General features: G+C 69.2%; 25 protein-coding genes. 17 read left to right on the forward strand and 8 right to left on the reverse strand.

Translation table 11 applies throughout. The annotated features are described in order from the left end of the window. The first annotated feature begins 299 nt into the window (after positions 1-299). Both HXX10_RS18650 and HXX10_RS18655 read left to right on the forward strand, forming a co-directional pair. Positions 300-695 carry a helix-turn-helix domain-containing protein gene (locus HXX10_RS18650; protein WP_296524307.1) on the forward strand — a complete coding sequence of 132 codons (396 nt, stop codon included), beginning with the start codon at positions 300-302 and terminating at the stop codon, positions 693-695. Then, positions 692-1,354, forward strand: coding sequence for a DUF6456 domain-containing protein (locus HXX10_RS18655; RefSeq protein ID WP_296524308.1), 663 nt, complete (start codon positions 692-694; stop codon positions 1,352-1,354). The genes HXX10_RS18650 and HXX10_RS18655 overlap by 4 nt, the downstream gene beginning before the upstream one ends. Before the next feature lie 79 nt (positions 1,355-1,433). Here the strand turns inward: HXX10_RS18655 and HXX10_RS18660 are convergent, their stop codons facing one another. Then, complete coding sequence (locus tag HXX10_RS18660; RefSeq protein ID WP_296524309.1) at positions 1,434-1,862, reverse strand: SufE family protein; 429 nt, start codon at positions 1,860-1,862, stop codon at positions 1,434-1,436. Positions 1,863-2,048: 186 nt separating this feature from the next. After that, on the reverse strand, positions 2,049-2,480 hold the full coding sequence (locus HXX10_RS18665; protein ID WP_296524311.1) for a DUF5330 domain-containing protein: 432 nt from the start codon (positions 2,478-2,480) through the stop codon (positions 2,049-2,051). A 486-nt stretch (positions 2,481-2,966) separates the two neighbouring features. Between HXX10_RS18665 and HXX10_RS18670 the strand changes: the two genes are divergently transcribed. The 3 genes from HXX10_RS18670 (at position 2,967) to HXX10_RS18680 (ending at position 6,274) form a co-directional block, all read left to right on the forward strand. After that, positions 2,967-4,856 carry a PAS domain-containing sensor histidine kinase gene (locus HXX10_RS18670; protein WP_296524313.1) on the forward strand — a complete coding sequence of 630 codons (1,890 nt, stop codon included), beginning with the start codon at positions 2,967-2,969 and terminating at the stop codon, positions 4,854-4,856. Further along, the gene (locus HXX10_RS18675) at positions 4,849-5,838 is read left to right on the forward strand and encodes a peptidoglycan-binding domain-containing protein (RefSeq protein ID WP_296524314.1); all 990 of its coding nucleotides are present in this window, start codon (positions 4,849-4,851) and stop codon (positions 5,836-5,838) included. Before HXX10_RS18670 ends, HXX10_RS18675 begins: the two co-directional genes overlap by 8 nt. Positions 5,839-5,926: 88 nt before the next feature. Further along, positions 5,927-6,274 carry a DUF1491 family protein gene (locus HXX10_RS18680; protein ID WP_296524315.1) on the forward strand — a complete coding sequence of 116 codons (348 nt, stop codon included), beginning with the start codon at positions 5,927-5,929 and terminating at the stop codon, positions 6,272-6,274. On the opposite strand, the gene HXX10_RS18685 is transcribed toward HXX10_RS18680, so the two are convergent. Then, positions 6,239-7,198: a DUF2336 domain-containing protein gene (locus HXX10_RS18685; protein ID WP_296524316.1), complete on the reverse strand. Its 960-nt coding sequence runs from the start codon at positions 7,196-7,198 to the stop codon at positions 6,239-6,241. The two genes, HXX10_RS18680 and HXX10_RS18685, sit on opposite strands and share 36 nt — an antisense overlap. Positions 7,199-7,612: 414 nt before the next feature. On the opposite strand from HXX10_RS18685, the gene HXX10_RS18690 reads away from it, so the two are divergent. The 3 genes from HXX10_RS18690 to HXX10_RS18700 all read left to right on the forward strand — a co-directional run bounded on the left by HXX10_RS18690 (position 7,613) and on the right by HXX10_RS18700 (position 10,072). After that, on the forward strand, positions 7,613-7,810 hold the full coding sequence (locus HXX10_RS18690) for a hypothetical protein (protein WP_296524317.1): 198 nt from the start codon (positions 7,613-7,615) through the stop codon (positions 7,808-7,810). A 10-nt stretch (positions 7,811-7,820) separates the two neighbouring features. Continuing rightward, positions 7,821-8,720, forward strand: coding sequence for a hypothetical protein (locus HXX10_RS18695; protein ID WP_296524318.1), 900 nt, complete (start codon positions 7,821-7,823; stop codon positions 8,718-8,720). Between the two features lie 125 nt (positions 8,721-8,845). Beyond that, complete coding sequence (locus tag HXX10_RS18700) at positions 8,846-10,072, forward strand: Coenzyme F420 hydrogenase/dehydrogenase, beta subunit C-terminal domain (protein ID WP_296524319.1); 1,227 nt, start codon at positions 8,846-8,848, stop codon at positions 10,070-10,072. 13 nt (positions 10,073-10,085) lie between these two features. Here HXX10_RS18700 and HXX10_RS18705 read toward each other — a convergent pair whose 3' ends face one another. Further along, complete coding sequence (locus HXX10_RS18705) at positions 10,086-10,976, reverse strand: formylglycine-generating enzyme family protein (protein WP_296524320.1); 891 nt, start codon at positions 10,974-10,976, stop codon at positions 10,086-10,088. Between the two features lie 332 nt (positions 10,977-11,308). Here HXX10_RS18705 and HXX10_RS18710 point away from each other — a divergent pair, with 332 nt between their 5' ends. Beyond that, entirely contained in the window at positions 11,309-12,274 is a 966-nt protein-coding gene (locus HXX10_RS18710) for a DUF4399 domain-containing protein (protein ID WP_296524321.1), read from the forward strand. 2 nt (positions 12,275-12,276) lie between these two features. After that, positions 12,277-13,917, forward strand: coding sequence for a caspase family protein (locus tag HXX10_RS18715; protein WP_296524377.1), 1,641 nt, complete (start codon positions 12,277-12,279; stop codon positions 13,915-13,917). 21 nt (positions 13,918-13,938) lie between these two features. Here the strand turns inward: HXX10_RS18715 and HXX10_RS18720 are convergent, their stop codons facing one another. Next, positions 13,939-14,661 (reverse strand): TetR/AcrR family transcriptional regulator, encoded by a 723-nt coding sequence (locus HXX10_RS18720; protein ID WP_296524322.1) that lies wholly within the window; start codon positions 14,659-14,661, stop codon positions 13,939-13,941. Between the two features lie 440 nt (positions 14,662-15,101). Between HXX10_RS18720 and HXX10_RS18725 the strand changes: the two genes are divergently transcribed. From HXX10_RS18725 to HXX10_RS18740, 4 genes are all read left to right on the forward strand, one after another. Beyond that, positions 15,102-16,343, forward strand: coding sequence for an MFS transporter (locus HXX10_RS18725; RefSeq protein ID WP_296524323.1), 1,242 nt, complete (start codon positions 15,102-15,104; stop codon positions 16,341-16,343). Positions 16,344-16,411: 68 nt separating this feature from the next. Continuing rightward, positions 16,412-17,185, forward strand: a complete 774-nt coding sequence (locus HXX10_RS18730) for a cyclase family protein (protein ID WP_296524324.1) — start codon at positions 16,412-16,414, stop codon at positions 17,183-17,185. A 105-nt stretch (positions 17,186-17,290) separates the two neighbouring features. Next, positions 17,291-18,241 carry a 3-keto-5-aminohexanoate cleavage protein gene (locus HXX10_RS18735; protein ID WP_296524325.1) on the forward strand — a complete coding sequence of 317 codons (951 nt, stop codon included), beginning with the start codon at positions 17,291-17,293 and terminating at the stop codon, positions 18,239-18,241. Positions 18,242-18,506: 265 nt separating this feature from the next. Then, complete coding sequence (locus tag HXX10_RS18740; protein WP_296524326.1) at positions 18,507-19,286, forward strand: IclR family transcriptional regulator; 780 nt, start codon at positions 18,507-18,509, stop codon at positions 19,284-19,286. 117 nt (positions 19,287-19,403) lie between these two features. Here the strand turns inward: HXX10_RS18740 and HXX10_RS18745 are convergent, their stop codons facing one another. The 3 genes from HXX10_RS18745 to HXX10_RS18755 form a co-directional block, all read right to left on the reverse strand. Next, positions 19,404-20,657: an MFS transporter gene (locus HXX10_RS18745; RefSeq protein WP_296524328.1), complete on the reverse strand. Its 1,254-nt coding sequence runs from the start codon at positions 20,655-20,657 to the stop codon at positions 19,404-19,406. 209 nt (positions 20,658-20,866) lie between these two features. Continuing rightward, a complete protein-coding gene (locus HXX10_RS18750) occupies positions 20,867-22,108 on the reverse strand; it encodes an MFS transporter (protein WP_296524329.1) in 1,242 nt (413 codons plus the stop codon). Positions 22,109-22,139: 31 nt separating this feature from the next. Further along, positions 22,140-23,093 (reverse strand): amidohydrolase family protein, encoded by a 954-nt coding sequence (locus tag HXX10_RS18755; protein ID WP_296524330.1) that lies wholly within the window; start codon positions 23,091-23,093, stop codon positions 22,140-22,142. A 797-nt stretch (positions 23,094-23,890) separates the two neighbouring features. On the opposite strand from HXX10_RS18755, the gene HXX10_RS18760 reads away from it, so the two are divergent. From HXX10_RS18760 to HXX10_RS18770, 3 genes are all read left to right on the forward strand, one after another. After that, complete coding sequence (locus HXX10_RS18760; protein ID WP_296524331.1) at positions 23,891-24,730, forward strand: cyclase family protein; 840 nt, start codon at positions 23,891-23,893, stop codon at positions 24,728-24,730. Further along, entirely contained in the window at positions 24,730-25,071 is a 342-nt protein-coding gene (locus tag HXX10_RS18765; RefSeq protein WP_296524332.1) for a cupin domain-containing protein, read from the forward strand. The genes HXX10_RS18760 and HXX10_RS18765 overlap by 1 nt, the downstream gene beginning before the upstream one ends. A 111-nt stretch (positions 25,072-25,182) precedes the next feature. Continuing rightward, complete coding sequence (locus HXX10_RS18770; RefSeq protein WP_296524333.1) at positions 25,183-25,986, forward strand: SDR family oxidoreductase; 804 nt, start codon at positions 25,183-25,185, stop codon at positions 25,984-25,986. The last annotated feature ends 1 nt before the right edge of the window (position 25,987 follow it).

Raw genomic sequence — 25,987 nt, forward strand, 5'->3', positions numbered from 1 at the left:
AGGTCGATCTTCCCGCTGGCTTGCCCGCTGGCCGGCGGGTGGGGCCGCATGGTGGCCTACGAGAAGCCCGCGCCGACCGGCGGCGGTCGAGACCACGGCCGGGGCCGGCCGGATCCGGATGGCGGCTCGTCATAATCCAGACAGAATTCCTATGTCGGATCCGCTTCCGTCCCGCCCGAATCCGCTAACAAATTTTGTAGGCTGATTTATTCCAGGCGAATAAAACTTATCCCCGGCGACCGAAACGCGACGATAATCTGGGTATCTAGTCCTAGATTGGTTCGTCAGACGAGGTCGCCATGTCGCTGTCTCTCCTGTCGTCGGGGCCGTCGGCCCCACCTGCGCCGCCGGTCGCCGCCGCGTCCGATCGGGTGCCTCGCTGTCCGGCCGATGCGCTGCGCGAGCTGGTCGCCACCGTCTTCGGGTTGCCGCCTGCGGTGCTGTCGGCGTCGTCCCGCGGCGGAGCCGAGGTCGCCTTTGCGCGCCAGACCGCCATGTACCTCGCCCACGTGGCCTTCGGGGCGTCCTACAGCGAGATCGGCCGGGGCTTTGGCCGCGATCGCACGACGGCGGCGCATGCCTGCCGGGTGGTCGAGGAGCGCCGCGACGACCCGCGGGTCGAGGCCGTGGTGCAGCGGCTCGAGCGGCTGCTCGCCGCGGCGCTGCGCCGCGCCGGCGAGGGGAGGCGGGCATGAGCCGGGCCTCGCGCCGCAAGTCGGTCCGACCCGGGTTGCGGGACGGCGTCGACGCCGGGACAGTCGCCGAGATCGGCCCATTCCGGGCCAAGCGCCTGGCCGTCGCCCGCCGACCGGACCCGGACGCGCCAGGCAGGACGGCTTCGGCCAAAGCCGGATCGACCGGGACCGGGCCGGCCGGGACCGTGCTGGTCAACGAGGCCGAGAGCCCGCTCGCCTGGCTGGCCCGCCGCAAGGGCCGCGACGGCCGGCGGATGATCGAGCCGGAGCAGTTTTTGGCCGGCGAGCGGCTGCGCGCCGACTTCACCTTCGCCCAGCTCGGGCCGCGGCTGTCGGTCGACTGGTCGGCGCCGCTCGCCGCCGGCCTCGGCGGCGGTGGGCCGGCGGCCCTGACCGACGCCGTGATCGCCGCCCGCCAGCGCCTCGCCGGCGCACTCGCGGCCGCCGGCGCGGAGTTCTCCGGCCTGCTGCTCGACGTCTGCTGCTTTCTCAAGGGACTCGAGGACGTCGAGCGCGAGCGCGGCTGGCCGCCACGCTCCGCCAAGGTGGTGCTGCAGCTCGGCCTCGACCGGCTGGCCCGCCATTACGGGCTGGGCGGCGAGGCGCGCGGGCGAGCCCGGGTACCGGTGCGGGCGTGGCGGGCAGAACAGGGTGAGTAGCGAGTAGCGAGTAGCGAGTAGCGAGTAGCGAGTAGGGGAGGGAGGCCGCGCCGCCTGCTCTTCCCCTATTCGCCACTCGCTATTCGCTTTTGGCCAATGCCGCCTCGGCATCGCGACGGATGCGGGACACCATCGATTTCAGGCCGTTGGAGCGCTGCGGGGTGAGGTGGTCGCGCAGGCCGAGCTGTTCGAACACGGTGCCCGGGTCCACGGCGAGAATCTCGCGCGCGGCACGGTCCGAATAGAGGGAGAACAGGATGGCGATGAGGCCGCGCACGATATGGGCGTCGCTGTCGCCCGTGAAGGTCAGCACCGGCCCGGCCGCCCCGTTCGGGCGCACATCGGTGGTCAGCCACACCTGGCTGGCGCAGCCCTGCACCTTGTTGGCCTCGACGTGATCGGCCTCCGGCAGCGGCGCGAGCGTGCGCCCGAGCTCGATAATGTACCGGTAGCGGTCGTCCCAGTCGTCGAGCAGCGAGAAGTTGTCGAGGATCTCGTCGATCTTCATTGTGAGTGTCTGGCGCGCCCTCGCCGACGGCCCCCATGGCGGCCGGCTCCGCTTACATAAGCGCGATCGGCCCGAATGGGAATTCGCCATGCGGAGAAGGCGTGCGCCGCAGCCGCCGGGGCGGCTGCGGTATCGGTCGGCGGCGCCGGCGGCCCCGGCGGACACGGTCCGCGGTGAGGCTCCCGGTCAGCCCGGCGGGCGGGCCGCGATCTCGCGGCGGGCCGATGTCCCGCGCCAGTCCGGCGCGAGGTCGGCGGCCGAGAGCGTGTGCTGCGACGCCACCGGGCGCGCGAGGTCGCCCTTGGCGGCAGCCGCGCCGGTCGTGACCGGCGCGCGTTCGGAGCCGGCGAGCGTCTCGCTCACCATCTCGTACATGATCTTCGCACCGGCCTGGGCCTTCTGGCCGATCGACACCGCGACCTGCGCGCCGACCGCGCAGACGTCGGGCTGACGCGAGCAGAACTGGCGCATGTCCGAGACGGTCGACGCGGCCGCGGTGGCGGCGTCGGCCGCGCTCACCGCGGACTGGCCGGGGCCGTCTGTCGGCGATCGCGTGACGGTGGGCAATAGCACCGCCACGACGCCGAGCCAGAAGGCCGTGCGCAACAAGAAACCCATTGTCCTGTCCCCGTGGTCCCCGTCTCCCTCGTCCCGTGTCCCCGTTTCTCGTCTTCCCCGACCCGAACGCTAGCAGCGCCGCTTTGACGCGCGGTTCGCCGCACCGGTGCGATTCGAATCGAGTTTTCAGACAATTCGAACGATCGCGTTCACCATCGGTGAGGACCTGCCACACCCGATCGGACGCGGTGGATCAAAGGCTCGCCCACCGTGAGGCCGCGCCCGCCGAGAATGCCGCAACGACGGGCGTTCACGCGGCGTCGGCGCTTTTGGAAACCTCGCGTTCACCAATCAACACTGCGTTCACCATTCAACATACCGTTCACCATCAGCGCAGAATGGATCACGGCGCAGCGGCGTTTTCCCCACCCCATGGCAAGCGAACGTCGTCGGAGCCTGCGTCCTTAGTGTTCGTTTAATGGGGCTCTGAGACGATCGCCTTCGACGCGAAGGGGCGCGTCCGTCAAAGGACGTGCAGTGGGCGACGTGAGCGTTCTCAGATCACTCGGGCATTATGTCGATGCGCAGGTGCACCCGTCCGCGCAAGGCGATCCGCTCGCCAAGGCGCGGCATCGTGCCTTCATTGCGCCACGGCTCGTCGGCAGCTTGACGGCGCTCGTCGCCTTTCCGGCCTACCTGGCCGTGCGCGGCGCACCGAGCGCGCTCGAGGTTCTCGTGTTCTGCTGGTTGGTCGCGCCGATTCTCACCTCCTATTTCCTGTCCCGCACCGGCCGCTACGAGAGCGCGCATGTGCTCTCCGCGCTCGCGCTCACCGGGCTCGTCACCGTGATCGCCGCGAAGACCGGCGGCATCGGCTCGTTCGCCGCGATCTGGCTGGTCGTCGTGCCGCTCGAGGCGGCGCTGTCCGCCTCGCGTCGCGTCGTCGCGATCGCCTCGACGCTGGCGCTCGCCGCCGCCGGCCTGCTGGTCGGCATGGGCGATTTCGGGCTGCTGCCGGAGCCGGTCGCCGGTGCGCAGGGCACCGCGGTGTTCGCCGCGCTCGGCGTCGTCTCCGCCTCCCTCTATGCGACGGGGCTCGCGCTCGGCGCCGAGTCGCTCACCCGCACGAGCTTCTGGCTCCTCTATGCCGAGGAGGACCGCTACCGCCTTCTCGCCCGCAACATGACGGACGTGATCACGCGCCACGGGCAGAACGGCGTGGTTCTGTTCGCCTCGCCGGCCGCCGAGCAGCTTTTCGGTGCGGGCGCCGCGGAGCTGCGTGGCCACGGCCTGTTCGACCGCGTCCACATCGCCGACCGTCCCGCTTATCTCAGCGCGCTCGCCGATGCGGCAGCGCAGGGACTGGCGGGCTCGGTCGAGTTCCGGGTGCGCCGCGACGCCGAGACGGCGGCCGGCCCCGTGCACTTCATCTGGATCGAGATGCGCTGCCGGCCGCTCGATCGCGCCGTCACGGGTCCCGACGGCGCCACCCGCGAGGTCGTCGCGGTCATGCGCGAGGTGACCGAGCGCAAGGAGCAGGAGCGCGCCCTCGATCAGGCCCGCACCGAGGCGGAACGCGCCAACTCCGCCAAGAGCCGCTTCCTCGCCACCATGAGCCACGAGCTGCGGACGCCGCTCAACGCCATCATCGGCTTCTCGGACATGCTGGTGAACGAGAAGTCGCTCAAGATCACGCCCGAGCGGCGGCTCGAATACGCGCAGCTCATCAACGACTCGGGCAATCACCTGCTGGCCGTCGTCAACGACATTCTCGACATGTCGAAGCTCGAGACCGGCGAGTTCGAGATCCGCCCCGAGCCCTTCACGCTGGCGCCCGTCGTGCGCTCGTGCTGCGACATCCTGGCCCTCAAGGCGCGCGAGCAGGAGATCCGGCTCGAGGCCGCGGTCGACCCCTCACTGCCCGAGCTCATCGCCGACAAGCGCGCCCTCAAGCAGATCCTCATCAACCTGCTGTCCAACGCCGTGAAGTTCACGGATCGCGGCGGCTGCATCACCGTGTCGGCCCGGCCGGACGGTGCCCGGGTCGCCATCTCGGTCGAGGACAACGGCATCGGCATCCGCGAGGACGATCTCGACCGCTGCGGCAAGCCGTTCTTCCAGTCGCGCGATTCCTACGATCGTCCTCACCAAGGCACCGGCCTCGGCCTGTCGATCGTGAAGGGCCTGGTCGGACTGCATGGCGGCGAGATCACCATGACGAGCCGGCTCGGCGCCGGCACTTGCGTCACGGTGCGGATTCCGCTCGATTGCGAGCCGCGTCGCGGCGCGCGGTCGCCGTCGCTGGTGCCGGCGGCCTCGACGGTGCGGCGGCTCGCGCTGCCGAGCGAGCCTGCGGCGAGCGAAACCCATCTCCACGACATCAAGTCCGGCGAGGCCGGGAACGAGGCAGCGGTTGCGGTCAAGAAGCGTGCGTGATCCGGTCGACGAGGATGTCGACCTCCGGGACGAGACGGCCGGCGCGGTGCGTGCCCGGCGGCGCGGTGCTGTGACCGTGGTCGCCTTGGCGCTGTTGCGGCGGCCGCGTGACACGCTGGCCAGCGCCGCCGGCATCGCCGCCTTCGCCACCATCGTGATCAACGCGCTGTTCATGCAGCCGGGGCCGCATCCAGCGCCGATCTTTGCGCTGCGGACCGAGCGCCCGCCCGTCGTCGTCGCCGGCCGCGAGTCGACCGGCGCGCTGTCGGTGCTGCCACGTCCGCGTCCGCCCGACGCGCCGCTCGCGACGCGGCCGGATCTTCAGGCGACAGCACCGGCCGGAGCCGCGCCGAAGCCCGCCGCCCCGCGCCCGCTCGTCACCGACATCCAGCGCGAGCTCCTGCGCCGCGGCTATTACGACGGCCCGGTCGACGGAGTCGCCGGCAGCCGCACCGAGACGGCGATCCGCGACTTCGAGCAGGCGACCGGCCTCGCGCCGACCGGCGAGCCGACCGATACGATCCTGAAATCCATTGCGCGCGCTCCTGTGAAGGCGAAGCCGGGCACGCCGCCGCGCCGCGATCCCATCGCCGGCCTGCTCGGCGGATCGTCTGCCCCGGCGCCGCACCCGCCGCTGCCGGTGGTGCAGGCGAAGGCCACGGTTCCGCCCGCGCCCCTCACGGGGTCTGCGCCAGCGTCGATGCCGCCGCTGCCGGTCGTGCAGGCCAAGGCCACGGCTGCGCCGCCCTCGCCGCCGGCACCCGTGCCGACGCCGTCGACCGGCTCGTCGCAGGTCAAGTCGGTGCAGCGCGCGCTCGCCGATTACGGCTACGGCCAAGTGCGGCCGACCGGCGTCTACGACAAGACCACCCACGACGCCATCGCGGCCTTCGAGGAGGCGAGGCGGATGCCGGTCACCGGCCAGGTCAGCGATCGGCTGGTGCGCGAGCTCGTCGCCCTCACGGGTCGACCGATCGAGTAGGGCGATTGGCGAATAGCGAATGGCGGCCCAAGATCCGCCTCTCTGTGCTACTCGCTACTCCCTATTCGCCATTCGCCCGCGGGGCCGCATGCGTTTGAAATCCGGCATCTGGGTCGCGGCCTATATCCGCCGCTGCGGCGTCGAGGGTGTATTCGCGGCGGTGCGCCGGCGTGGCGCCGATGACGCCGGGGCGATCTTCATCATCGTCAACCGGCTGAACGGCACCGCCGACCTCTATGGTCCGGCGCCGCAGACCGCCTTCGACGAGGAGAAGCCGTTCGACCGCGCCTTTGCGTCGGTGCTCGCCGACAGCCCGGCGCCGGAAAGCGCCGCCGAGGCCTTCATCGTCCGCGAGAGCCGGTTCGATCCCGACGTCTGGGTGATCGAGATCGAGGAGCCGTCAGGACGCCACTTTCTCGACCGGGTCGTGCGCTGAGCCGGACTCGGGAGACGGGCGGGCCGGGGGGCCGATACGGCTCGGAGCGGTGCGGTCGAGACCGCCGCGGTCGTGGCCGGCAAGCCGGTCCGGGATGGTGGCACCGATCCGGCTGCGCACCAGGCCGGCGCCGCGCGCGGTCGGCGTCGCCGGACGCTTGCGTTCGGCCGGCTCGGCGATGCGCCAGGCGGCGACCAGTCGCAGCGCCGCCGCGAGGCTGACCTCGCCGTAGAGCGCGCTCAGCGCATAGACGCGGCGCACCGAGTGGCCGATCGCCGGGTTCACGAACAGCAGGATGCGCTGCAGCGCTGCCGTCGGCACGGAGAGCGCGCGCGCCGCCACCACCAGCGGCTCGCCGCCGAGGTCGTTGACGATCCGCTCGGCCAGCGTCCGCGAGACGCCGAGCGCCCGCTCCAGTTCTCGGACGAAGTCGCCGGGACGCCCGGCCAGCACGCTCGTCTCCAGACGCCGCGCCACATCCTCGGCCGGGGTCGCCCAGTCGTCGCCCTCCAGTGCGCCGGCGGCGTCCAGCACCTGCAGCATGGCACGGCGGCCGTCCGCCTCGGCATTGAAGAAGTCGCGGATGAGGGTTTTGGCTTCGGCGCGTACCGCGGCGTCAGCGCGCGTCGCGGCGGCCTCGTCCTCCTCCGCACCCAGAGCCGGCGTCTCGGGGCGGCCTTCCAGGCGGGCGAGGATTTTCTCCGGAGCGCCCGGATAGGTGGCGAGCCGCCGCGCGACGATGTCGCGGGTGGCGGCGTCGACCGCATCGATCAGGCGCAGCGACAGCTCGACATACTGGCGTTCCTCGTCGGCCGTGTGGGTCGGCTTCTGAACATAGAGGTCGGTCAACACCCGCAGCAGCGTCGGCTTCACGTCGACGCCGTGCTGGGCGAGCCCGACCAGGCTGTCCAGTCCTGGAAACAAGGACGACATCACGCAACAAGCCCCCGCCAGGTCCTCTCGACCATGTCCCCCGAAACGACCTGCCGCGAGCTTAGGACGGACTCGTTAGCGGAGCCTTAACCCAAACAACCCATTAACCTTTTTGGCGCAATCCGAACGACCCTGAGAGGCTTTTGTAAAGCATGTCGGGTGGCCTCGACGGCGGGCCGATGACGGGCGAGGGGTGATGTCGGTGGGACGCCTCACCTCCACGGAGTCGACCGCAAGCGGCGGCTCGTCCCCGTGCGGTAGCCTGAAACCGCACCGGAAATCGCCGGTGTTGCCCGGACACAACCGTTCTGGAACAAGGGCTTACACTTAACGAACCGTTAACCAAACCGGCCCCTAATCGGCGGTGGCAGACCGCGGATCACTCACGATCCGATGGAGGGAGCCATGGGAACCATCATCACCTTCCCGGCCGGTCGTTACGTCTACAACGACGGGCGGGGGCGCAGCCCCGACGAGCCGGCGACCATCATCATTCTTCCGGTGGTGCGCGTCGACCGCTACGGCGACGAGCCGCGTGACGGCATGCGTGACGGCGGCTCGGCCGCCGGCCGCAAAGGGCGACGCCCGACGGCACGGCGGTGAGTGCGGCCACGTGGTGAGCACAGTTCAGAACCGGGAAGGGCGCGCCCGCAGCGGCGCGACGGTGCGGCTCGCGCCGCTGCTCGCCCTGGTGATCGTGGTTCTGGTCGGCGGCTGTGGCGCCAACGGCGGCAACGGCGATTTCGGCCGGATAAAGCCCGGCCTGGTGCGCGACGGCGTGCACGACTGGATGGGCCCCGCGGCGGCGACCCGGGCCGGCGTGCCGGTCTCGGCCTATCCCTACACCGAGGACGAGCGTCTGCTGCGCGACCTCTCCTTTCCGCTGATCGAGCCCACCTACGACCTCCAGCGCTGGTACGCCATCCTCGAGCAGTACGGCATCACCCGCGGCGTGCAGCAGGAGTGGTGCGTGTTCAATCTCGCCGCCTACGAGCGGATCCTGATGCAGACGGCCTACCGCTCGGCGACGGCGCGCTACGCGAGGATCAACGAGGACATCCGCAACGACGTCGCCCGCCTGCCGTACTGGGTGTCGACGGCGCGGCGCGTGATCGACATGGACATCAAGCGCGGCAAGAGCCTCGAGCATGTCAACGGGCTGACGCCGGCCGAGGCTGCCAATGCGACGGCGCGGATGGCCGAGAACGCTCTGATCATAAGCTGGGTGCAGCAGTCGCTGGTCAACCGCGTCGCCTCCTATTCGTATGCGCTGGAGCGGCTGGTGATCGCGACCCCGGTGCCGGCGGCCGTCGAGGTCGAGCGGTCGCTGACGCTCTACAAGACCCGCATCGTCGAGGCGCGGGTTCTGCCGGGTCCGGAGATCGTCGCCGGGTCGATCGTGCTCGTGCCGCCCTATCCGCTGACGAGCTCGCCGGTGATCTCCAAGTCGCCGCCCGTCGGCGCGGCCGCGCCGTTGCCGTCGCCGACCTTCGCGTCCATCGTGAATCCCTGAGCGGCCACTCCGAACCTGTCCCGCGGGCCATCCGCGTTTCACCCGCTTGGCGTGCCGCCCGCCGCCGGCCTATCGTCGCCGCTGCGGCGTCACGGCCGCGTGTCGCCTGAGTACGCGGAGCGGGCATGACGATCCACCAGCCGCCGATTCCACCCGTCTGGGCGCCGCCCGTCGCGGCGCCGGTGCGCCGCGACCTCTGCACCGACTGCGGCATCTCGCGCACGACCGAGCCGGGCCGCTGCGGCCATGCCTGTCAGTTCCTCAAGCCAGACTATCCGGCGATGGAGCGCGCCGTGCACGGCCGCGCCCGCGACCCCGCCCGTCCCGACGAGCAGTTCTTCGGCCCGTTCAAGACGATGCTGCGCGCCGCCCTGAACGAGCCGCGCCCCGGCGCCCAGTGGACCGGCATCGTCACCCGCATCGGCGAGCGGCTGCTGGAGACCGGCGCGGTCGACGCCGTGCTGGCGATGGCACCGGACCCGTCCGACAAGTGGCGGCCCATGCCGGTGCTGGTGACCAAGCCCGAAGGCATGGCGCAGTGCCGCGGCATGCGGATGGGCTACGCGCCGCTGTTGGCGCTGCTCGAGCCGGCGCGCGCGTGCGGCTTCAAGCGCATCGCCGTGGTCGGCATCCCGTGCCAAATCTTCGCGCTGCGCGCCATCGAGCAGGAACTCGGCTTCGAGCGGGTCTATGTGATCGGCACGCCGTGCTCCGACAACACCACGACGGAGCGCTTCCACGAGTTCTTGGGGCTGCTCGCCGACGATCCTTCGACCATCACGTATCTGGAGTTCCGCGCCGACTATCACGTCGAGCTGCGCTTCTCCGACGGCACCGAGAAGCATGTGCCGTTCCTGATGCTGCCGCTGTCCAAGCTGCCGCGCGACTTCTTCCCGCTCACCTGCCGCACCTGCGTCGACTACACCAACGCACTCGCCGACATCACGGTCGGTTACATGGGCGGCGAGGGCGAGCAGTGGCTACTCGTCCGGAACGAGCGCGGCGAGGAGCTCTTGCGACTTCTCGGTGACGAGGTCCGGACGGCCGCGCCGGGGACGGGCGGCAACCGTCGCGCGCCCGTAAAGGGCTTCCTGAAGAACACCGTGCGCGCGGCCGGCGGCCTGCCGGTGCGCGGCACGCCCAACTTCCTGCGCCCGCTGGTCGGCTGGCTGATGCCGCGGATCGGCCCGCGCGGATTGGAGTTCGCCCGCGCGCGTCTCGAGATGAAGGCGATCGAGACCGTCCTGCATCTGCGCCGCGAGCGCCCGAAGCGTCTGCGCCACATGGTGCCGCAGCATGTGTGGGATCTGGTCGCGTCCTACGGGCTGACGCCGGGGTCGGGGGAGAAATAGCGCCCGGGTCCCGTCACGGCAGGTCGCGTGCGACCCTGAAGCCGTTGGCGTAGTAGCGGACGTCCTTGTCGTAGCGGAAGCGCGCGGCGGAGCGGATCGCCGCCGGCGTCGAGCCGAAGGAGCCGCCGCGCAGCACCCGCTGGCGGCACTGGCCGGCGTTCCAGGCCGAAGCATCCTTCGGCGCGCCCCGATAGGTCTCGTTCCAGCAGTCCTCGACCCATTCGGCGGCATTGCCGGCGGTGTCGTAGAGGCCGAAGGCGTTGGGTCGGAACGAACCCACCGGCATGGTCTGGCGCGCCGGTTGCGCCGTGCATGTGCTGCAGTTGGCGCGGCCGGTGCCGACCTCGCGGCCCCACCAGTGCGGCGTCGCCGAGCCGGCGCGGGCCGCATACTCCCACTCCGCCTCGCTCGGCAGCCGGTAGGTCCGGCCCGACACCTGCGACAACCAGGCGATGTAGACCTTGGCGTCGTCGTAGCTCACGTCGATGACGGGTTGCTTGTCGCGGCCCCAGCCGTGATCGTCGGGCCGATGACGGCACGCACCCGCGGCGACGCAGAGATCCCACTCGGCGAAGCTGATCTCGCGGCGCCCGATGGCGAACGGACGCGCGATGCCGACGCGGCGCACCGGCTTCTCGTAGTCGCTGTCGTTGGAGCCCATGTCGAACTCGCCGTCCGGAATCACCACCATCTCGGGACAGTCGGTGCAGTCGCGAAAGGTCTCGCCCGGGACGCGGACGGCGCTCTGCTGCGCGACGGGCACGGAGGCGGACGGCGGGCGCGGTGCGAGATCGTAGCGCCGCTGGCCGGGCGCGTCCTGGGCGGCGAGCGGCCCGGCGAAATCCATCGCGAGGGCTGTTCCGACAGCGATCACAAACAGGAGAAACGCCAGCCACCGCTGCATAATCCGCTTTCCTGCAATGTTGCGATGGCGCAGAGTCCGCTCCCTTTTGGAAGTATTCGCGGAAGCGTCGCCGGCGTCAACGTGCCGCCCGATACCGATGACCGGCGTGCCGGAATTCGTGGTCGCGCCGGCGATCGTCAGGAGCGACGATCGTTCGGAGTGGTGAGGCGGGGTGCCGAATCTGTTCAGCATCTGCGGTTCACTTGTGCGTGGGACGCGATCATGCTGGCATGACGCTCGCATCGACGATGCCGGATCGAACCGGCCGGGCCGACGGGCCCACAGATACGAATCGGGACGAAACGTCAAAGCGCAACGAGCGGAGGCAGGGCATGCGGACTGCGGGAGCGGACGTCGCGAACACGTGCACGGCGGGGCTGCTCGCAGTTCTGATGCTGGCGGCCGGATGCGGGGTGGCGCTCGCTCAGGGCGCTCCGCCGGCCGGCGGACACGGCGCCCTCGGCGTGCCCGCTCTGCGCGGCGGACCGGTGGCGTCGCCGCCGGGAGCCGCCGTCTACTTCATCGCGCTCAAGGATGGCGCGACCGTGCCGCAAAAATTCGTGGTGCATTTCGGGCTCACCGGCATGGGTGTCGCACCCGCCGGATCCGACCGCGAGAACTCCGGACATCACCATCTGTTGATCGACACCGACCTGCCGCCGCTCGATCAACCGATCCCGAGCGATTTCCAGCATCTCCACTTCGGTGCCGGGCAGACCGAGGCGGAGGTGACGCTGCCGCCGGGTCCGCACACGCTGCAGCTCCTGCTCGCCGACAAGGACCACATTCCGCATTCGCCGCCCGTGATGTCGCCGCGCATCCGCATTGTCGTGTCGGACGGAGCTGCGACGGCCGCGGCTGCGGCGCCGGCGCCCGCCGCCGTCTCCGGGCCGAAGGCGCGCAGCCCGTCGCCGGCCGACGCCAAGGTGTATTTCGTCCAGCCGACCGACGGCGCCTATGTGTCGCGCACGCCGGTGATCCGCTTCGGCCTGATCAACATGGGCGTCGCGCCCGCCGGCGTCGCCAAGGCGAACACCGGGCACCATCACCTGATCATCGACTCCGAGCTGCCGCCGCTCGACCAGCCGATCCCGAGCGACTTCCAGCATCTGCATTTCGGCTCCGGCCAGACCGAGGCCAAGGTGACGCTGCCGCTCGGCCGCCACACGCTGCAGCTCCTGCTGGCGGACGAGGACCACGTCCCGCACGATCCGCCGGTCTTCTCCAAGCCGATCACCGTGACGGTGACCAAGTCCGGCCGGAGACCGCGCTCCGTCTCACGGTGGAGATACCATTGATCGTGCCGGTCGCCATGTTCCGCACCGCGACCGCGGCGCGCCGTCTGGCGCTCGCCGCGTTCGCCGTGCTGATATTTTCGACGGGCGCCGCCGACACGGCCCGCGCCGGCAAGCGCGTCGCCCTGGTGATCGGTAACACGATGTATCGCAGCGTGCCGTCGCTGCCCAACACCGGCAACGACGCCAAGGCGATGGCGGCGCTGTTCACCAGCGCCGGATTCGACGTGGTGCAGTCGCGTTATGATCTCGGCGTGCTCGACTTCAAGCGGACGCTGCGCGAGTTCATGGGCATGGCGCGCGACGCCGACATCGCGGTCGTCTACTATGCGGGCCATGGCGTCGAGGTGAAGGGCACCAACTATCTGATTCCGGTCGATGCGAAACTCGCGCGCGACTACGACGTCGAGGACGAGGCGATCCCGCTCGACCGCATCCTGTCGTCGATCGAGCAGGCCCGCACGCTGCGGCTGGTGATCCTCGACGCCTGCCGCGACAATCCGTTCCTCGGCAAGATGCAGCGCACCGTGTCGATGCGGGCCGTCGTCAACGGCCTGGCGACGGTCGAGCCCCCCACCGGGAGCACCTTGGTCGCCTATGCGGCCAAGGCCGGTTCGGTCGCGGCCGACGGCGCCGGCCGGCACAGCCCGTTCACAACGGCGCTGCTCAACCACATCACCGAGCCCGGACTCGACGTCCGCATCGCCTTCGGCCGTGTGCGCGACGAGGTGCTCCGCGTCACCGCCAATGCACAGGAGCCGTTCGTCTACGGGTCGCTCGGCGGGACCACGGTCTCGCTCGTTCCGGCTCCGGCGGCGCCGCCCGTGCCGGTCGTCAGCATCCGCGACCAGCAGCGCGATTACGAGCTCGCCGAACGGGTCGGCACCGTCGCGGGCTTCGAGACGTTTTTGGCCCGCAACGCGACCGGATTCTACGCCGAGCTGGCGCGGGCCCAGATCGCCAAGCTGACCGAGCGGGCCGGGCAGGGCCGCGCGGAGCCCCCGCGCGTCGTGTCGGCGAAGCCGGCCGATCCGGTCGACGCCGCGGCCGAGGCGCTGCGTCAACGCCGCGAGGCCCAGCGTGCCCGCGAGCAGGCGGCCCTGCAGACGCCGGTGGCGCCGGCCCCGGTCCCGCCAGCCGCGACTCCGTCGCCCGTTGCATCGGTGCCGCGCGCAGAACCGGCCGGCGCGGCGACGAACGCCGAACAGTCCTGCCGGCGCGACCGCGACCGGCTGGCGCGCCTGCGCAGCGATCCGGTCGCCGAGGAGGTGCTGCGGTTCGAGCGGGAGCTCGCCTGCGAGCCGCTGCGGGCGCAGGTCGCGCGGCTGCGCGAGAGCGTCGTCGGCCCGGTGGCCGCGCCGGCGCTCGCCGCCCAGGCGGCGCGTCCGGTCTCGGTTCCGACGGGTCCAGTGCCGACGGCGGCGGCGCCGTCGGTCGCGACGCCTCCGCCGGCCTTGGCTGCAAAGTCTGCGGCGGCGCCGAGCTCGGCCGCGGTCTCCGCCGATGCCTGCCGGCGTGACCAGGAGACGCTGGCGCGACTGCGCGCCGATCCGACGCGTGAAGGTATCGCCAGGCTCGAGCGGGAGCTGAGATGCGAGACGTTGCGGCCCCAGGTGGTCCGGCTGCGGGAGAGCGTCGCAGATTGAGACGCCGGCCCGTCCCGACCGTCAGCTCTTCGGCTCGACGTCGGGCCCGGCCTGGATGCCGGCGGCAATGAACCGGACCAGAAAGCGGCCCTTGGTCGGCAAGTCACCCGGCTTGTAGCGGTGCTTCGACAGGCGCGACATCCGCTCGTCGAAGAAGTTCATCACCAGCGCGCCGACCGCGAACAGATAGGCCCAGTGCAGATACTCCGGCGACTGCTCGGGCAGGGCGCGCTGCAGCGCCGCGATGAACTCGCGCGCCATCGGATCGTAATAGTCGCGCAGGATGCCGCGCGAGCGCTCGTGCGGATCGGACGCCTCACGCACCGTCAGCATCGAATAGTACTTGCCGTCCGGCCGCGCCTGCTGGCGCATCACCGGCATCACGAAGGCGGTGACGATCCGCTCGACCGCGTCGGGTGCCGTGACGTCCTCGATGGCCCGCAGCTCGGCGAGCCGTTCCCCGAACAGCATCTGATGCTCGGCGAACACGGCCCGATAGAGGTTCTGCTTGGTCTCGAAGTGATAGACCACGACCGACAGGCCGACCCCGGCCGCCTCGGCGATGTTGCGCATCGAGGCGCCGTGGAAGCCCTCCATCGCGAACAGCTTCTCGGCGGCGCGCAGGATTTTCGCACGCCGGCTCGGCTCCTCGGCGGCGGTGCGCCGCGCAGCGGCCTTCGGCGTGGTCCTCACGGTGCTCTTCGGCGTCGTCTTGAGCGTGGTCTCGGAAGCTGGCTTGGTCATGCGGTCGCGCGGGGGTCGGGAGGGCATTCGGCCGCGATGACCTTTTCGTTCAGATCGAGCTCGGCTGTCGAGCCGTCAACTTAGTCGCGGGGCGGCGGCGCTGTCCACCCGCAAAAAACCGGGCGTGGGTTTCTCGCCGGCGCGCCGTGCGCGGGCCGCGGTGCCGTCCGGGGCCACATAGGTCGGCCCGGCGGCGTCGAGATCTGCGGTTTTCGCAACCCCCTCCCGGCAGCCGACGGGGGCCGGCTTCGTGTTTATCCGGATACACTGTACGTACGTACAGTCTAAGTTCGAGGCATCGACCACGAGTTCCACGGATCGTCGCGGCGATGTCCAAACGGCCACCCGTCTTTTCCCCGCCGGAACAGGGTTGACGGGCCCAGCGCCCGTCGGGCCGGGACATCGCCGCGGCGAGCGACTGCGACCCTGGGGGTGAAACAATGAAAAACGACACGACCAAATGGCGCGTCCTCGGTGGAGGATTCGCGGCCTACACGTTCGACGCCATGGACCTCGTTCTGCTGGCCATGGCGTTCCAGCCGATCATGAACGACCTCGGCCTCACCCGCTCGGAGGCCGGCCTGCTCGCCACCGCCACCCTGATCGGCGTCGGCATCTCCAGCATCGTGATGGGCTGGTACTCGGACAATTACGGGCGTCGCAAGGCGATGCTGTGGTCGCTGATCAGCTTCAGCCTGCTGACCATGGCGATCGCCTTCGCCAGCAGTTGGCTGGAGATTCTGATCCTCCGCTTCCTGGCCGGTCTCGGCCTCGGCGGCCTGTGGGGCGTCATCGCGGCGTATATCGCCGAGACCTGGCCTCCGGCGCAGCGCGGGCGTGCCGCCGCCTTCGTGATGAGCTCGTTCCCGGTCGGCGTCGGCCTCGCCTCCTTCTTCGCCGGCAAGATCATCCCGATGTGGGGCTGGCGGGCGCTGTTCCTCACCGCCGGCATCGCCCTGGTCGTGGCGATCTACGTCTGGTTCTTCGTGCCCGAGTCCGAGGCCTGGAAGACGCAGCGCGACGCGCGGTTGCGCGGTGACGGCGGCCAGTCGGTCGAGAAGGTCTCGGTGAAGGAGATCTTCGCCGACGGCATGGCCCGGAACACCATCCTGGCGACGCTCGTCTCCGCCTTCGCGCTGACCGCCTATTGGGGGCCGACCACCTGGCTGCCGACCTATCTGGTCAAGGAGCGTGGCCTCAGTGTCGCCGACATGGGCATGTTCATGACCATTCTCAGCGTCGGCATGTTCATCGGCTACAACGCGTTCGGTTGGATCGCCGACTTCATCGGCAAGCGCAACGCGCTGGTGCTCTCGCTCGCCGGCTCCGCCGTGATGCTGGCCGTCTACGCCTTGACCGAGAATCCCGCCACGCTCCTGTGGATGGGCCCGGCCTATGCGTTCTTCATGGCCTTCGTCGGCCTGATGGGCTCCTACTACGGCGAGCTGTTCCCGACCCGGATGCGCACCACCGGCTCGGGCTTCTGCTTCAATGTCGGACGCGGCGTCTCCGCCTTCGCGCCGTTCATCCTGGGCGGCATCGCCACGGCCTACAGCCTGCAGACCGCCATCCTGATCTGCGCCGTGCCGTTCGCCATCGCGGCGGTGCTCACCGCTTTCCTGCCGCGCACCGAGGGCCCGTCGCCGCAACCGGCCGTCGTCGCCGCGGCGTCGCGGAGCTGAGCGGCCGCGAATCGCGAAAGGACCGGCCGCGATCGATACCCGCGGCCGGATCCGAACGGAGCAAGACCATGAGAAAAATCATCGACCTGTCCATCTACTTCGAGAACGGAACGCTGGCGGATCCGCCCGTCTACGAGCCGAAGATCAAGTACCGCAATCACAAGGAGACGATGGACGAGCTGCTGCCGTTCTTCCCCGGTCTCGCCGCGGCCGACATGCCGGACGGCGAGGCCTGGGCGATCGAATGGGTGAACATCACCACCCACAACGGAACCCACCTCGACGCGCCCTATCACTTCGCCTCGACCATGAACCGCGGCGAGCGCGCCATCACGATCGACGAGGTGCCGCTCGACTGGTGCTTCCAGCCCGGCGTCAAGCTGGACTTCCGCCGCTTCGCGGACGGCTACGTCGTCACGGCGAAGGACGTCGAGGAGGAGCTCGCGCGCATCGGCCACACGCTGAAGCCGCTGGAGATCGTCGTCGTCAACACCCGCGCTGGCGAGATCTACGGCCACGAGGGCTATGTGGCGGCCGGTTGCGGCATGGGGCGCGAGGCGACCCTCTATCTCACCGAGCGGGGCGTGCGGGTGACCGGAACGGACGCCTGGAGTTGGGACGCGCCCTTCGTCTTCACGGCGAAGAAATACGCCGCCTCCCACGACGCCGGGCTGATCTGGGAGGGCCACAAGTCGGGCCGCGAGGTCGGCTACTGCCATATCGAGAAGCTCCATAACCTGGAGCTGCTGCCGCCGACCGGATTCACCATCTCCTGCTTCCCGGCGAAGATCCGCGGCGCTTCGGCCGGCTGGACCCGCGCCGTCGCCATCCTGGACAACTGATCACCCCCGCCGGGGCGGCGTGCCGTCTGACACGGGGGCCGCCCCGAAGCTCGCTTCGGCCGGCATCGCGATGCCGGCCGCAACGCGTTTCGCATGGAGACGACAATGTCGAAGCTGATCATCACGGCGGCCGTGACGGGCTCGGTGCATGTGCCGAGCCTGTCGGCCTATCTGCCGGTGACGCCGGAGGAGATCGCGGCCGACGGCCTCGCGGCGGTGCGGGCCGGCGCCGCGCTGGTGCATGTGCATGCGCGCGACCCGAAGACCGGCAAGCCGAGCGCGGATCCCAAGCTCTACGAGGAGATCGTCAAGCGCATCAGCGCCGAGACCGACGCGCCGATCTGCATCACCACGGGCGGCTCGAAGGAGATGACGGTGGCCGAGCGGGCCCGCTCGGTGATGCTGCTCGAGCCCGAGCTCGCGTCCTTGAACACCGGATCCATGAACTTCGCCATCCACCCGCTCGCGGCCAAGATCAAGGAGCCCAAGTTCGACTGGGAGATCCCGTTCCTGCAGGCGACGGAGGACTGGATCTTCCCGAACACCTTCAAGACGCTGGGCGAGTTCGCCACCTTCATGGCCAAGGCCAGGACCAAGCCGGAGCTCGAGGTCTACGACGCCGGCATGCTGTCCAACGTGCAGTTCCTGCTGGGCACGGGCGTGCTGAAGGCGCCGATCCACATCCAGTTCGTGCTGGGAATCCTGGGCGGCATGCAGGCCAGCGTCGGCAACCTGGTGTTCCTCCACGAGTCGGCCTGCCGGATGATCGGCGAGGCGAACTTCACCTGGTCGCTGTCGGCGGCCGGCCGCGCCCAGCTTCCGATGATGGCCACCGCGATGGGCATGGGCGGCAATGTCCGGGTCGGCTTGGAGGACAACCTCTATCTGGCGCCGAAGCAGCTCGCCAAGTCGAGCGCCGAGCAGGTCGAGCGGATCGTGACCATCGCCAATGCGTTGAGCATCCCGGTGGCGACGCCGGCCGAAGCGCGACAAATCCTCGGCCTCAAGGGGGCCGACGCGGTCGGCTGGGCGAAGGCGAAGTCCGCGGCCGAGTGACGAGCCTTCGGGGCTCTCGGTCGTCGTCGTTCCGGACGCGCTGCTGCGGGCCCCGGAATGACGACGCCGAGGTGGTTACACGGCTGACTGACGCGAACGGAGGCACCCCGACAAGCCAGACGTGCCAAAGGTAAAAGGAGCGGCGAGACCCGCCGTCGCTGCAACGGTGCGCTGCGGCGTGAGAGTTGCGTAAAACGCGATCCGTACCGTATTGTGGATCGAGTTCTCCACTGGATTCGATCACCGAAGCGACGGGACGACTGGAATGAAACGCACCGATGCCCCACCGCACGTTGAACGGGGACCGGTGCAGGTGATCACCCGCGCCGCCTCCATTCTCCGCGCCCTCGAGGATCAACCGGCCGGACTGAGCCTCGGCCAGATCGCCCAGCGGGTCGATCTCGCGCGCTCCACGGTCCAGCGCATCGTCGCCGCCCTCGAGGCCGAGAAGCTCCTGATCGCCGCCTCGCCGACCGGCCGGGTCCGGCTCGGGCCGACACTCCTACGGCTCGCCTCGTCGGTGCAGAGCGATTTCGTGTCGTTGTGCCGGCCCTATCTGGTCAAGCTCTCCGGCGAGCTGCGTGAGACCGTCGACCTCGCGGCGGTGAAACGCGACTACCTGATCTTCCTCGACCAGGTCATCGGCTCGCAGCGACTGCGCACGGTGTCGTCGGTCGGCGAGACATTCCCGCTCTACTGCACGGCGAACGGCAAGGCCTATCTGGCCCAGCTCGGCAACGAGGCGGTGGAGCAGCTCATCGGCCGCACCTATCCGGCGCGTACGCCCACGACCCTGACGACCTTCGACAGTCTGCTGCAGGATCTCCGCCGGGTGCGCCGCACCGGCGTCGCCTTCGACCGCGAGGAGCACACCGCCGGCGTCTGTGCTGCCGGCGTGGTCCTGCGCGACACGCTCGGCAACTATCTCGCGATCTCGGTGCCGGTGCCGGCCCAGCGCTTCTACGATCGGCAGAACATGATCGCCGAGCACCTGCTCGCCACCAAGCGAATCCTCGAGGATCAGCTCGAGGTCGCCGCGGCCTGAGCCGCATCCGTTCGTCGTTCCCGGGCGTCGCGCCGCGGCGACCCGGAATGACAGACGCCGTGAATCAAAAAGGCCGCCCGCGGGCGGCCTTTCGCATGTGTCCAGACCGAGGTCCGCTCAGTCGACCGCGGCCCGCCCGCGGGTGTCCGGCAGCATCAGCATCATGACGCCGGCGAGCGCGAAGCTCGCCCCGCACAGCGAGATGCCGACCGCCAGGCTGTAATGGGCGGCGATCTGCCCGAGCAGGAAGGGCGCGAAGGCCGAGATGCCGCGGCCGACATCGAAGCAGAAGCCGGAGCCGAGGCTGCGGATGCGCAGCGGGTAGAGCTTGGCGAAGTACGACCCGAAGATGCCCGCATACGAGAAGAACAGCGCCATCACGGGGCCGAGCCAGAACAGGAGCGTCGTGTTCTCGGCGAACGCGTAGACCGGTACCATGATGGTGGCGCCGACGAAGTTGAGGATCAGGGCGTTCTTGCCGCCGATCTTGTCGGCCAGGAAGCCGAAGAACTGGTAGCCGACGAACATGCCGACGTTCAGCATGACGATGAACATCGACATGCTCGCGATGTCCATGCCGCGCTCCTTCACCAGGAAGGTCGGCACCCAGGTGTTGACGCCCCAGTAGGCGATCAGGGCACAGCTCGCCGACAGGGTGCCGACGATGGTGAAGCGTAGGAACTCGGGCGCGAAGATCTCGGTGATGCCGATCGACGCCGTCGTGCCGCCCTTGGCCTCACGCTCCTTCTTGCTCTTCTTCCAGGCCTCCGACTCCGGAACGAAAAAGTAGGTGTAGGCGACCGCGACCAGGGCGACGGCGCCGCAGAAGAACAGCACCCGCCAGCCGTAGCGCGGCAGGATGAAGCCGGCCAGCAGCGCTGCCGTCCCGAACCCGATCGGCCACGAGCTGAACACGAAGGAGGCGGCGCGCCCGCTCTGGTGCGACGGCCATGTCTCGTTGATGAAGGCCGCGATGACGCCCCAGATACCGCCGAGCCCGAGGCCGGCGATGAAGCGCAGCGCCATGATCGAATAGTAGCCCTGCGAGAAGCCGATCGCCGCAGTGAAAATGCCGAAGATCGAGATGCCGACCATCAGGGCGGTCTTGCGGCCGTAATTGTCGGCGAACCAGCCCATCACGATGCTGCTCAGCCCGACGCCGAGCAGGGTCGCGGTACCGAGCAGGCCGGCATCGGCCATGGTGATGTCGAGCTCCTTGATGATGAGCGGCAGCGACATCGCCAAAATCATGAAGTCGAGCGCGTCGAACGCGTAGCTCATGAACCCGCTGATCAGGACCCGCCATTTGATGGGCAGGCCCGTGGCGACCGCGCCGGTCGCCGGCGTTGCAGTGTCGGTATTGATAGCCATCGTTTTTCATCTCCAGTGAAGCAAAAGCCGACCGTGTGGTCTGTCGGCGCTTCCGGAGCCCGATGGCGAGCCGATTGGGGGCGGTGCCGCCAGTTCTTGAGGGCATGCCGACGACGATCGGGTCGATCAACCGGCCGGGCGTCAGGGGAACACACGAGAAGGGGTGGTCCCGGGCGTCGTTGACGCCCGGGACCAGCAGCGTGGTCGCGTCAGGCGTCCTGGACCGCGAGCTTGCGGCGGGCGAGCTCGTGCTTCGACGGGTAGACGTAGGGGCCCATCTGCAGGACCAGGATCGAGGCGACGACCAGGCCGCCCGCGAAGGTCCACAGCACCGGTACGTAGGAGCCGGCCTTGTCGAACGAGACGCCCATCACGAACGGGCCGATGCCGTTCGCCAGCATGAAGATGGCGAACAGGTAGCCGTAGATCTCGCCGAAGCTGCGCAGGCCGAGATAACGCGAGATGAAGAACGCGATCAGGTCGACCTCGGCGCCGAGGCCGAGCCCGATCAGCACGGTCGCGAGCGAGGCCAGGGCCGTGTTGCTGGTCGTGATCAGCATCACGATGCCGATCAGCGGGATGATGATGAACACCACCGCCACATAGGGCGCGAACAGGCGGTCGAGCAGATAGCCGGCGAGCAGCCGTCCGGCGATCAGGGCGAGGCCCGCCATGGTGAGGGCGGAGGTCGCCATCTGCGGGGAGACGCCGCGGTCGGTGAGCAGCGGCACCACATGGCCGATCGACCCGTTGGCGGCGGCGGCGAGCGCGAAGAACGGCACGACGAGCAGCCAGAAGTACTTGGTCTTCAGCGCCTCCCGGCCCGACAGGCCGGGCAGGACCGTGGGCATCTCCTCGCCGTCCGCCGCCAGCGCGCGATCCGGCTCGCGCACAAAGAACGCGACGGCCGGAATCGCGAGCACGAAGGTGAGGAGGCCGAGGCCGACATAGGCGCCGCGCCAGCCGAACGCATCGATCAGCGCCTGCGCATATTGTGGGATCAACGCGGCGCCGAGGCCGACGCCCGCCATGGCGACGCCGAGCGCGAGGCCGCGATGATCGTCGAAGGTCGCCGCGATCGACTTCGAATAGATCAGCGGGGTCTGGCCCGAAGCGGCGAGGCCCATCAGGCCGTAAAAGGCAATGAAGGCGGCCGGCGAGGACGGGGTCAGTGACGTCAGGGCCACGATGGCGGCGAACACCGTGATGCACGGCAGCGCGACGCGGCGGATGCCGTAGCGGTCGACCAGGACGCCGATGAGCGGCGTCATCAGGCCGGTGCAGACGAGCCCGACCACCATGGCCATGGAGACGGTGCCGCGGCTCCAGCCGAACTCCTGGCCGATCGGCTTGAGCAGCACACCGAACGAAAACTGCATGATGGCGCCGTTGCCGACCAGCAGGCCGAGCACCGAGCCGAAGACGACCCACCACGGATTCTTGAGCGACATGGTCTTGATCCTGGGTGTGTGGTGAAAGGGGTCAGGCGAGGCCGAGCAGGGTCTTGGCGTTGCCCGAGGCGATCTCCGTGCGGACCTCGTCCGGGATGTCGACCGTATCGAGGAAGTGCCCGGCCTCGCCGGCGTCCTCGAACGGATGGTCGGAGGCGAAGCAGACGCGGTCGCGCCCGAGCGCGGCGACCGCGCAGGCGAGCGGCTCGGCCGAGGACATGCCGGAGGTCGTCACCGCGATGTTGCGCTTGATGTAGAAGGACGGCGGCTTCGGCAGCGTGACGCCGTAGAGCTTGGCGCGGCTGTCGAAGCGCCAGAGCAGATAGGGCAGGGTCTCGCCGAGATGGCCGAGCATCAGGCGCGCCTCGGGATGACGCTCGAACACGCCACCGAACACCAGCCGCAGCGCGTGCGTGCCGGTCTCGACGCCCCACTCCCAGGTGGCGCGCTTGAGCCCGAAGGTGCCGGCGAGCGACGGCATGGTGGCGACCGGATCGGCCGGGTGCAGATAGATCCAGGTCTTCAGCGTCGCCGCGCGCTCCCAGAACGGCGCATAGGCGGGGTCGTCGAGATAGCGGCCGTTGGTGTGACCATTGACCATGGCGCCGCAGAAGTTCAGCTCCTCGACGCAGCGCTGCAGCTCGTCGGCGGCGGCCAGCGGATCCTGCATCGGCAGATGGCCGAAGCCCGCATAACGGTCCGGTCGCTTGGCGACCTCGGCGGCCAGGAAGTCGTTGGAGGCACGCGCCTTGGCAATGGCCCGCGCCGTGTCTGTCTCGACCTGCACGCCGGGGCCGGCGATGCCGATCACGGCCTTGCCGATGCCGGCGCGATCCATCCCGGCGAGACGGCGCTCGCCGAAATCCGTCAGCGCGTCCAGCAGGCGGTCCCGGACGACGGCGGGTACATCGGCGACGGTCGGGTGCCAGTACTCCGTCAGGCCCGGGCACAGGGCGTGCTCTTCGAGTGCGATCTTGGTGACCATGGAGTCTCCGTGTGGTCAGACGTGTTTGCTCGGGAGAGGCGGAGGTCCGGAAAGGGATCGCGGGCCGCGACCGGACTTCCGTAGATGTCCTGTAATACGGTTCAGCCGTATCAAATGGTGGGTTGACCGGCAAGCGCCCCGCGCCGTGTCACGTGCGATCTATTGGTGTGCGGCGCAGCGCGCGCGGCGCACAAAGTCGATCTCGCTCGATGTGAGAAATGGTGTCCGCACAAGATCATTGTTCAGTTTGCATGTGCGAAATGAGGTCTCGCCGAGTGATTGAAAAATATTCCGTCGAACGATCCGCACGAACACCTACGTGATGTTACGCGGCCCAAATTGCTGTCCCGAATCGTGGTCTCCGGAATCGCCGTACGGGTGTCTTTTGGCTGCGTCGACGGTGATCCACCAAAAGCCGACGTGATTAGATCGCATCGCGACCGCCTCGGGTAGTGGCGACCCGACGGGCCGAGGAGATCAGGACGAGTACTTATATAAACGGGAGCTCTCGCCGACCCGTAACCCGCATGGCGGTACAGGAGGCGTCTTCGGATCGTGCGGCGCACATCGCGCCCGACCAGCGGAGTGAGCCGCTGCGACAGGCGTTTGCAGCGCAACCGGTGCGTCTGATCTCGCAGTGCAGCGACATCACCCCGGTCTACAGCCATCCGGCCCGTCGTGACGAGCCGTGCGGCCGGTGCATGGCGACGGCCGTTGACCTATAGAACCACGATGCGATACGTGTGACCTACATCGCGGGTCATACTCTCTCTGAAACACACAAGAAGGAGACGACGATGCCGGTCATCCGGGGCGTGTCGATGGAAGGCAACCTCGACAACAGCATGGGGCTCGAGTTCTACGACCTGTCCCATCCGTTCGGCCTGCAGAAGCCGAACTGGCCGTACTTCCAGGACGTCCAGATCGAGCGCATCCATTACATGGCGAAGTCGGGCGTGCTGTCCCAGCGCATCACGACCAGCATGCATCACACCACCCATATCGACGCCCCGGCCCATGTGATCCAGGGAACGCCGTTCATGGACGAGGTGCCGCTGCCGCATTTCTTCGGCTCGGGCATCGTGATCTCGATCCCCAAGAAGCAGTGGGAGCAGATCGGCTATGACGACCTCGAGAAGGCCGCCGGCAAGCTGGTGCGTCCGCGCGACGTCGTCATCGTCAACACCGGCTGGCACGAGAAGTACGAGGACAGCGAGGAGTATTTCTGCCTGTCGCCCGGCTTCGTGAAGTCGGCCGGCGACTGGTTCGTCGAGAAGAAGGTCAAGGTGGTCGGCCACGACACCCAGGCCAACGACCATCCGCTGGCGACCGCCATCGGCCCGCACCGCAACGGCCCGATCCATCCGCATCTCGCCGCCGAGTACAAGAAATGGTCGGGCGGCCGCGACTGGAAGGACGACTTCCCGGATTGGGAGCCGGTGCACCGCACCCTGTTCAGCAACGGCATCCTCGGCATCGAGAATGTCGGCGGCGAGATCGACAAGGTCACGGGCCGCCGCTGCACCTTCGCGATGTTCCCGTGGCGCTGGGAGCGCGGCGACGGCTGCATCATCCGCCTGGTCGCGATCGCCGATCCGAAGGGTGCCTACCGGATCGAGAGCGGGGAGCGCTTCTGATGAAGGTCAAGCGCTTCGCCGAGCTGAAGACCTACGACGCGCCGAACCACCGCGGCTGCATGCCGCTGCGCGTGTTCGGCGCCGAGGCGGGCGGCACCACCGGCGTGGTGGTCGGCGTCTCGCACTTCCTGCCCGGCGGCGGCGCCGGGCCGGACGCCTCGCCGCCCGAGAAGGTCTACTTCGTGCTGGCCGGCGAGCTCACCGTGATCGTCGACGGCAAGGAGACGGTGCTGAAGCAGCACGACGCCTGCACGATCGGACCCAACGAGAGCCGCGAGATCATCAATCGCGGCAACGAGGTCTGCACCATCCTGGTGGCGGTCGCCGCGCCGAAGAGCTGAGACGTCGCGGCGGCGGAGGGCGCCGGCGGTCGCGCGAATGCGGCTCGCCGACGCTCTCCGCCTGCGGCGACCTGCGCGCCTCCGAAGGGGCGCCGTCAGAGGAGACGCATCATGTCGGAAGATTTCCTGAAGAACCCGCTCGCGCTGTTCGACGTGCGCGGCAAGACCGCCCTCGTCACCGGCGCGTCGGGCGCATTCGGTGCCCTCGCCGCCAAGGTGCTGGCCGGGGCCGGCGCCAACGTGGTGATCGCGGCCGGCAACGCCGCCGAGCTCGACAAGGTCGCGGCGGAATGCAAGACGCTCGGCGCCAAGGTCAAGACGGTCGCGTTGCGGCCGAGCGACGAAGCCAATTGCGACAAGATCGTCGCGGCCGCGGTCGAGGCCTTCGGCCGGCTCGACATCCTGGTGGTCGGCTCCGGCAAGAACGACGTGGCAAAGATCGGCGACATGACGCCCGAGCGCTTCGAGGACGTCATGGACGCCAACGTCACCCAGTCGTGGCTGATGGCGCGCGCCTCCAGCAAGCAGATGCTGGCGCAGGGCGGCGGCGGCAAGATCGTGCTGATGTCGTCGGCCCGCGGCCTCCTCGGCCATCCGGCCGGCTACACGGCCTATTGCGCGTCGAAGTCGGCGGTGGACGGCCTCACCAAGGCGCTCGGCTGCGAGCTCGGCCCGACCGGCATCACGGTCAACGCCATCGCCCCGACGGTCTTCCGCTCGGCCCTGACGGCATGGATGTACGAGGACACCGAGAAGGCGCGCGGCGTGCGTCCGGCGTTCCTGGCCCGCGTGCCGAAGGGCCGGCTCGGCGAGCCGTCCGATCTCGCCGGCCCGCTGCTGTTCCTGTCGTCCGCGGCGTCCGATTTCTACACCGGACACATCCTGTACGCCGACGGCGGCTACACGGCGGGCTGAA

The organism is Rhodoplanes sp., from assembly GCF_013377085.1.
In the GTDB taxonomy this organism is placed as follows: Bacteria; Pseudomonadota; Alphaproteobacteria; order Rhizobiales; family Xanthobacteraceae; genus Rhodoplanes.

Excerpts from the sequence above, each read along its gene's own strand:
- HXX10_RS18650 (WP_296524307.1), top strand. The coding sequence starts at position 300 with ATGTCGCTGTCTCTCCTGTCGTCGGGGCCGTCGGCCCCACCTGCGCCG.
- HXX10_RS18655 (WP_296524308.1), top strand. The coding sequence starts at position 692 with ATGAGCCGGGCCTCGCGCCGCAAGTCGGTCCGACCCGGGTTGCGGGAC.
- HXX10_RS18660 (WP_296524309.1), bottom strand. The coding sequence starts at position 1,862 with ATGAAGATCGACGAGATCCTCGACAACTTCTCGCTGCTCGACGACTGG.
- HXX10_RS18665 (WP_296524311.1), bottom strand. The coding sequence starts at position 2,480 with ATGGGTTTCTTGTTGCGCACGGCCTTCTGGCTCGGCGTCGTGGCGGTG.
- HXX10_RS18680 (WP_296524315.1), top strand. The coding sequence starts at position 5,927 with ATGCGTTTGAAATCCGGCATCTGGGTCGCGGCCTATATCCGCCGCTGC.
- HXX10_RS18690 (WP_296524317.1), top strand. The coding sequence starts at position 7,613 with ATGGGAACCATCATCACCTTCCCGGCCGGTCGTTACGTCTACAACGAC.
- HXX10_RS18700 (WP_296524319.1), top strand. The coding sequence starts at position 8,846 with ATGACGATCCACCAGCCGCCGATTCCACCCGTCTGGGCGCCGCCCGTC.
- HXX10_RS18705 (WP_296524320.1), bottom strand. The coding sequence starts at position 10,976 with ATGCAGCGGTGGCTGGCGTTTCTCCTGTTTGTGATCGCTGTCGGAACA.
- HXX10_RS18710 (WP_296524321.1), top strand. The coding sequence starts at position 11,309 with ATGCGGACTGCGGGAGCGGACGTCGCGAACACGTGCACGGCGGGGCTG.
- HXX10_RS18720 (WP_296524322.1), bottom strand. The coding sequence starts at position 14,661 with ATGACCAAGCCAGCTTCCGAGACCACGCTCAAGACGACGCCGAAGAGC.
- HXX10_RS18725 (WP_296524323.1), top strand. The coding sequence starts at position 15,102 with ATGAAAAACGACACGACCAAATGGCGCGTCCTCGGTGGAGGATTCGCG.
- HXX10_RS18730 (WP_296524324.1), top strand. The coding sequence starts at position 16,412 with ATGAGAAAAATCATCGACCTGTCCATCTACTTCGAGAACGGAACGCTG.
- HXX10_RS18735 (WP_296524325.1), top strand. The coding sequence starts at position 17,291 with ATGTCGAAGCTGATCATCACGGCGGCCGTGACGGGCTCGGTGCATGTG.
- HXX10_RS18740 (WP_296524326.1), top strand. The coding sequence starts at position 18,507 with ATGAAACGCACCGATGCCCCACCGCACGTTGAACGGGGACCGGTGCAG.
- HXX10_RS18745 (WP_296524328.1), bottom strand. The coding sequence starts at position 20,657 with ATGGCTATCAATACCGACACTGCAACGCCGGCGACCGGCGCGGTCGCC.
- HXX10_RS18750 (WP_296524329.1), bottom strand. The coding sequence starts at position 22,108 with ATGTCGCTCAAGAATCCGTGGTGGGTCGTCTTCGGCTCGGTGCTCGGC.
- HXX10_RS18755 (WP_296524330.1), bottom strand. The coding sequence starts at position 23,093 with ATGGTCACCAAGATCGCACTCGAAGAGCACGCCCTGTGCCCGGGCCTG.
- HXX10_RS18760 (WP_296524331.1), top strand. The coding sequence starts at position 23,891 with ATGCCGGTCATCCGGGGCGTGTCGATGGAAGGCAACCTCGACAACAGC.
- HXX10_RS18765 (WP_296524332.1), top strand. The coding sequence starts at position 24,730 with ATGAAGGTCAAGCGCTTCGCCGAGCTGAAGACCTACGACGCGCCGAAC.
- HXX10_RS18770 (WP_296524333.1), top strand. The coding sequence starts at position 25,183 with ATGTCGGAAGATTTCCTGAAGAACCCGCTCGCGCTGTTCGACGTGCGC.